This window comes from Streptomyces sp. MnatMP-M17, from assembly GCF_900091995.1.
GTDB lineage: Bacteria > Actinomycetota > Actinomycetes > Streptomycetales > Streptomycetaceae > Streptomyces.
Map to the genome: position 1 here is coordinate 1 of NZ_FMDK01000835.1, position 6,395 is coordinate 6,395.

Annotated in this window: 3 protein-coding genes; 2 read left to right on the plus strand and 1 reads right to left on the minus strand. The window is 67.6% G+C overall.

Translation table 11 applies throughout. The features are described from left to right. Window positions 1–114: 114 nt before the first annotated feature. Complete coding sequence (locus GA0115259_RS31550) at window positions 115–1,458, minus strand: flavin monoamine oxidase family protein (RefSeq protein WP_256098228.1); 1,344 nt, start codon at window positions 1,456–1,458, stop codon at window positions 115–117. 599 nt (window positions 1,459–2,057) lie between these two features. Here GA0115259_RS31550 and GA0115259_RS31555 point away from each other — a divergent pair. Further along, window positions 2,058–2,945 (plus strand): NAD(P)-dependent oxidoreductase, encoded by an 888-nt coding sequence (locus GA0115259_RS31555; RefSeq protein WP_093603314.1) that lies wholly within the window; start codon window positions 2,058–2,060, stop codon window positions 2,943–2,945. A gap of 280 nt (window positions 2,946–3,225) precedes the next feature. Next, a complete protein-coding gene (locus tag GA0115259_RS31560) occupies window positions 3,226–6,339 on the plus strand; it encodes a discoidin domain-containing protein (RefSeq protein WP_093603316.1) in 3,114 nt (1,037 codons plus the stop codon). The last annotated feature ends 56 nt before the right edge of the window (window positions 6,340–6,395 follow it).

A 6,395-nucleotide genomic window follows, 5' to 3' on the forward strand; every position in this document is an offset into this window, starting at 1 on the left:
GCCGGACACCGTCGTCGGTGTCCGGCCGGGCCCGGGGCAGGGGCCGTGTCTCACCGGATACGGAGAATCCGCGGGCCGGTGGGACACGCGCTCATCGGAGCCGTCTCACCAGGTTCAGATGAGCGCTGCGATCTGCTGGGCAGCACGCAGACCCGACTCGATGGCTCCGTCGATGTATCCGCTCCAGCCGTTGGCGATGTCGCCACTGGCGAAGGCGAGCCGGCTGCCGGGCTGCTGCACGTTGGGATACAGCCCGGTCAGCTGACCGGGCTTCCGGAAGGCCCAGCCGCCGCGGGAGTACGCGTCGCTGCCCCAGCGCTGGCCCTTGACACCGAGGACCTCGATGTTCGCCCCCAACTGGCTGACGGCGGCGGTGACCTGCGCCGTGTTCGTGGGATCGAAGGCCGGGTCGGTGCTGAAGGCCGAGTAGAGCAGGCCGCTGGACGTGACCTTGTCCGGGATCATCATGGTGATCGGCGAACCGCCCTCCGCGCCCTGGGCGTAGAACCTGCCCTGCGGACTGCGCGCGTGGATCCAGAGTTTGGTGCCCGTCTTCACACCTATGCCCTGCGCCGCGGCGGTGGTCTGCGCTGCCGGCAACGACGGAGTGAACTTGATGCTCTGCCACACGTTGACGGGGACGGCGAGGACGACGCCCTTCGCGGACGACGTCACTCCGGCCTGTGTGGTCACATGGTAGGTCGAGCCGCTCAGGGCGATCTGGGCGACCGGGGAGCTGAGACGCACGGTGGGCTGCGCCTCGTTCAGCATGGCGTTGAGCAGTCCCACGGTGCCCGTCGACATGCGGTACTTCATCGTCTCGTTCCAGCCGTCGTTGTTCCAGCCGGAAAGGGCCCACCACTGGGCCAGCATGGTCAGCGCACCGGTCGCGCTGGAACCACCCGAGTACACCGCGGTCTGCCCGTTGACCAGAAGCTCCTGCTCGGGCGTGAGGCCCATCTGGTTGAGGCGGGCGCGCAGCGAGAGCTTGTCGAGGTCCTTGAGGAGGTCCGCCCGGTACAACGGCTCGAAGGGGCGCTCGAAGTACTGGTTGGAGCCTTCGAAGATCCTCTCGTATGTCGCGCCCATCCGGGTGAAGCCCTCGTCGGGAGTGAACTCGGCCGGCCCCGACGGCGTGGGGAAGAAGGTGCGTTCCGGAGCCGCGTCCGGGACGAGACCGATTCCGTACCTCTTGAGCTCGGCACCGACATGAGGCTGGGTCAACTCGACCCAGGTACCGCCCAGTTCGATCTGCTTCCCGGCGAAGGTGTCCGTCCAGGTCCGTCCTCCGATGCGGTTCCGCGCTTCGAGGATCAGGACCTGGTAGCCCTTGAGCCTGAGTTCACGCGCGGCGGTGACACCGGCGTATCCGGCGCCGACGACGATGACGTCGTAGACAGCGGGTTCGGCGGCGGACGCCTGGGCGGGCGCGAAGACCTCGGGTGCCGTGGCGGCCACAGCGGTGGCCGCGGTGATGCCCGCGCCGGCCCGGAGAATCGAGCGTCGGGATATTCGTCCCGCGGAACCGGAGCTTGATTTGCTGTTCTGCACTGTTCTGCCTTCTGTCGGTCCTGGCGAAGGATCGGCTCGCCTGCCGCAGACCGTACTTGACTGAATTCGGTCTTCACTCACGCGCCGGTAATGGGCTACTCATCACCCGAAGCGCCACCCGGGCAAGGTGGAAACAAGCCGTTTACACGGCTTCGCGGAACCCCACTCTCCGGTCATCGCTCGTCAACTTGCCGGTAATTGACCGGTCCGGACGGAGAGCCATGGGCGCCTGACGAACAGTTCCTCGGTCGCGGCAGGCCGAAACCCTACGGTACGACCGTCAACTCCGGTGCGGACCGGACCGGTCACTTACCAATTGGTTAGCGCTAACCAGAAAGTAGGTACTTGCCGTTGGTGAAGTGCTGGGCCAACCTCTTCGAAGGGCCCGCGTTCCGGGTGTGCTCAGGTGCGCCTCGGTCGAGGCCCGTTGTGCAAGCATGTGTAATCGAGATCGGCGCGGCACAAATGCGCGGCGTTTGTTCTCCCTGCGAGAATGGAATTATCTGATGGCGGTTGAGAATCGCACCCCCGTCACGGTCATCGGCCTGGGCCTCATGGGCCAGGCGCTGGCCGGGGCCTTCCTCAAGGCGGGCCACCCCACGACCGTGTGGAACCGGTCGGCCGAGAAGGCCTCCGACCTGGTCTCCGAGGGAGCGGTGCTCGCCTCTTCGGCCGGCGACGCGGTCAAGGCCAGTGGCCTGGTGGTGCTGTGTGTGACGGACTACGACGTCGTGCACACCCTGCTGGACCCGCTGGGCGCCGAACTGTCCGGCAAGACGCTGGTCAACCTCACCTCCGGCCACTCCGAGGGCGCCCGTGAGACGGCCGAGTGGGCGGCCAAGCTCGGAGCCGCGTACCTCGACGGTGCGATCATGGCCATTCCTCCGGTCATCGGCACCGAGCACGCCGTCCTGCTGTACGCCGGTTCCAAGGATGCGTACGACGCCAACGAGTCCGCCCTGAAGGCGCTCAGCCCGGTCGGTACGACGCACCTGGGCGACGACCACGGGCTGGCCTCGCTGTACGACGTGGCGCTTCTCGGCATCATGTGGGGCGTCCTGAACAGCTTCCTGCACGGCGCCGCCCTCCTGGGCGCCGCGAATGTGAAGGCGTCCACCTTCGCGCCCTTCGCGAACAACTGGATCGGCGCCGTGACCAACTTCGTCACCGCCTACGCCGGCCAGATCGACGCGGGCGACTACACCGCCCACGACGCCACCATCGACACCCACCTGGCGACGATGATCCACCTGATCCACGAGAGCGAGGCCACGGGCATCAGCGCCGAACTGCCCGAGTTCGTCAAGGCGCTCACCGACCGCGCCGTGGCCGCGGGCCAGAACGGTCTCAGCTACGCCGCGATGATCGACCAGTTCAGGAAGCCTTCGAAGTAGTCCCGGCTGCCGCGAGGCAGGCCAGGTATCGCTTCCCGGGTGTGACGGACGGCCCCGGTGCCCAAATGGGCACCGGGGCCGGTCGCTTTTCCAGGGCCTTTCGCAGGGCAAGGGTTGACAGTGGTCGGTCATTGGCGCACCCTCTCGGGAGAGCGCTCTCCGGCGGTATTCCCAGCCCCGGAGCGATGAGTCCGGAGCCACCGACAGCCACCCTTCGCGTGCCGTCGCTGACCGTGCCACGGCGTTGTGGTGGACAGGTACCACACCCGTGGAGATGTATATGAGCCTCCTGTCCTTCGTACGCGTACTACGCGTACGCGGAAACGGAAACGCCCGGCGCCGGAGACCTTTGGTCGCTCTGGCCGTCGCGCTGAGCCTCGCGACGGGCGGTGCCGTCGGGACCTCGACCGGCAGCGCGGAGGCCGCCGACACCTTGCTGTCGCAGGGCAAGGCCGTCACGACCTCCTCGACCGAGAACGCCGGCACGCCCGCCTCAGCCGCCGTCGACGGCGACGCCGGAACCCGCTGGTCCAGCGCCGCCGCCGATCCGCAGTGGCTTCAGATCGACCTCGGCGCCACCGCGTCCATCAGCTCCGTCGTCCTCAACTGGGAGACGGCGTACGCCACATCGTTCAAGATCCAGGTGTCGGGCGACGCCCAGAACTGGACCGATGTCTACTCCACGACGACCGGTCCCGGTGGCAGCCAGACGCTCACCGTCAGCGGCTCCGGCCGCTATGTGCGGATGTACGGGACGGCCCGGGCCACCGGTTACGGCTACTCCCTCTGGGAGTTCCAGGTCTACGGTTCGGCCGGTGGCACCGGCGGCGGTCCCTCCGGAACGCCCATCTCCGCCTACAAGCAGGTGTCCGCCTCGACATGGGAGGGCGCCAACGCGCCCGCGGCGGCGCTGGACGGCCGTACGGACACCCGCTGGTCGAGCCAGTTCGCCGACAACCAGTGGCTCCAGGTGGATCTCGGCGGCCCGGCCACGATCAGCGGCATCGAGCTCAACTGGGAGTCCGCGTACGCCACGGGCTACCACATCGACGTGTCCGACAACGGCTCCACCTGGTCCACGCTCTACACGACCACCACAGGCCAGGGCGGTGTCGAGAAGCTCGCCGTCACCGGCAAGGCCCGCTACGTACGGATGTACGGGACGGCCCGGGCCACCGGTTACGGCTTCTCGCTCTGGGAGTTCCAGGTCTTCGGATCCGTCGACGGCTCCTCCGCCACCGCGCCTCTGCTCTCAGGACCCACCAAGGCGCCCGCGACACTGAACCAGTTCGCGCTGTCCGCGCCCGCCGACCGCGCCTTGATCACCAACACCCGCAGGCCCGCGTTCTCCTGGGCACCCGTCCAGGGCGCCGTCCGCTACGAGCTCTGGCTCAATGTCACGCGTACCGACTACGACTTCACCGCCTCGGGCAATCTGCTCGATCTCTACACCAAGGTCGCCGAGCCCACCGGCACCACCTACACGCCGAGTTGGGACATCACCGACCGGTGGACCTACAAGTGGTTCGTCGTCGCGGTGAGCGGCTCCGGTACGAGGACCACCTCCAACATCCGTGCCTTCAGCGTCTATCTGCCCGAGATCGAGACAGTCAACGACGGTGTCGGTGTCATCAACGGCGCCCGCGACCTGAACAAGAACGGGGCCATCGAGCCGTACGAGGACTGGCGCCAGCCGGTCGACACCCGGGTCGCCGATCTCCTCGGCAGAATGACGCTTGAGGAGAAGGCCTTCCAGATGTTCTACAACGTCCAGTCGTACCCGAGGTCCGGCTGGCACTTCGGACCGGCCCAGCCGGCCGATCTCCAGGACATCCTGCTCTCCACGGCGGCCACCAGACTGGGCATCCCGCCGGTCTCCGCCGGTGACACCACCGCCGGCTACCAGACCACCTATCCGCTGCAAAGCACGCTGGCCGCGGCCAGGAACCACGGCCTCGAATACCAACTCGCCGACATGCAGCGCAAGGAGCAGCTGGAGGTCGGCACACGCGGCACGCTCTCACCGCTCGCGGAGGTCGGCACCAAGGTGCTCTATCCCCGTATCCAGGAGGGCGGCGGCGAGAACGCCGACGCCGTGGCCGCCCAGCTCCGGGCCCTGGTGGCCGGTCTCCAGGGAGGACCGGAGCTCAATCCCGCCTCCGTCCTCGCGACCGTCAAACACTGGCCCGGAGAAGGCGCGGGCGGTGAGGCGGGCATCGTCTACGACGGAGTGACCATCAAGTACCACATGATCCCGTTCCGGGCGGCGATGGAGGCCGGTGCCGTCAACATCATGCCTGGGTACGCGGGCAGTTCCTATCTCGACCCGGGTGGTCCCGGCGCGGGCGACAGCGCCAAGATCCTCGCGTATCTGCGGCAGAACCTCGGCTACACCGGACTCATCACCACGGACTGGCTGCCCTCCGGCGCCTGGGTGAACGCGGCCAACGCCGGTTCCGATGTGATGGGCGGAGCCGATCCGGGCGCGACCGGGTTCACCATGGCGGACTTCCAGGCCCGGGTGCCGCTCGCGCGGATCAACGACGCGGTGACGCGGATCCTCCGGCTCAAGTTCCAGCTCGGTGTCTTCGAACGTCCCTACGGCGACCCGGTGAACGGCCCGTACCGTTTCCACCAGCCCAGCTATGCCGCGCTGGCCAACCAGGCCTCGCGCGAGTCCAACACGCTGCTCAAGAACAACGGTGTGCTCCCGGTCAGGCTCAACCGCGGTGACAACATCGTGGTCGCGGGCGCCCGCGCGACCGACGGAGCCGCGTGCTGCATCTGGTCCAGCTACTTCCATCCCAACTACGGTTCGCTGACCACACTGGAAGCCATCAGAGCCAGGGCCTCCACCGCCGGTGTCAACGTCTACCAGGACACCGGACCGTCACCCAAACTCGCGGTGGTCGCCGTGGGCGAGCCCTCCTACACCCATGCCACCGCATGGCCGAACACCCAGCCGTATCTGCCCGCCGACCAGCTCGCACTGATCCGGAGCTTCAAGGACCAGGGGATTCCGGTGGTCGTGGTGCTGACACTGCCGCGGCCGATCGTGATCAGTGAGTGGAACGGGCTGGCGGACGCGATCGTGGTCACCTACCGAGGCGGTGAGGAGGTGGGACCTGCCACGGCCTCCCTCCTCTTCGGCGACTACACGCCCAAGGGCAGACTTCCCTGGCAGCTGCCCAGAAGCCTTGACCAGATCCTGAAGCCGGGCGGCGGTGATGTGCAGGCGGACGCGAACGAGAAGTGGGATCTTCCCTACGATCTCGGCGCCACGGACGCCGAACGCGCGGACATCCGGGCGAAGATCGACGCCGGCCAGCCGGTACCGACGGCCTATGGAAACCCGCTCTATCCCTACGGCGCGGGTCTGTCCGGCTGGAACTAAGGGCTGTCCCGTAATCCATGGCGGGCGCGCGACGACAGCTACGGCACCTCGCCGCG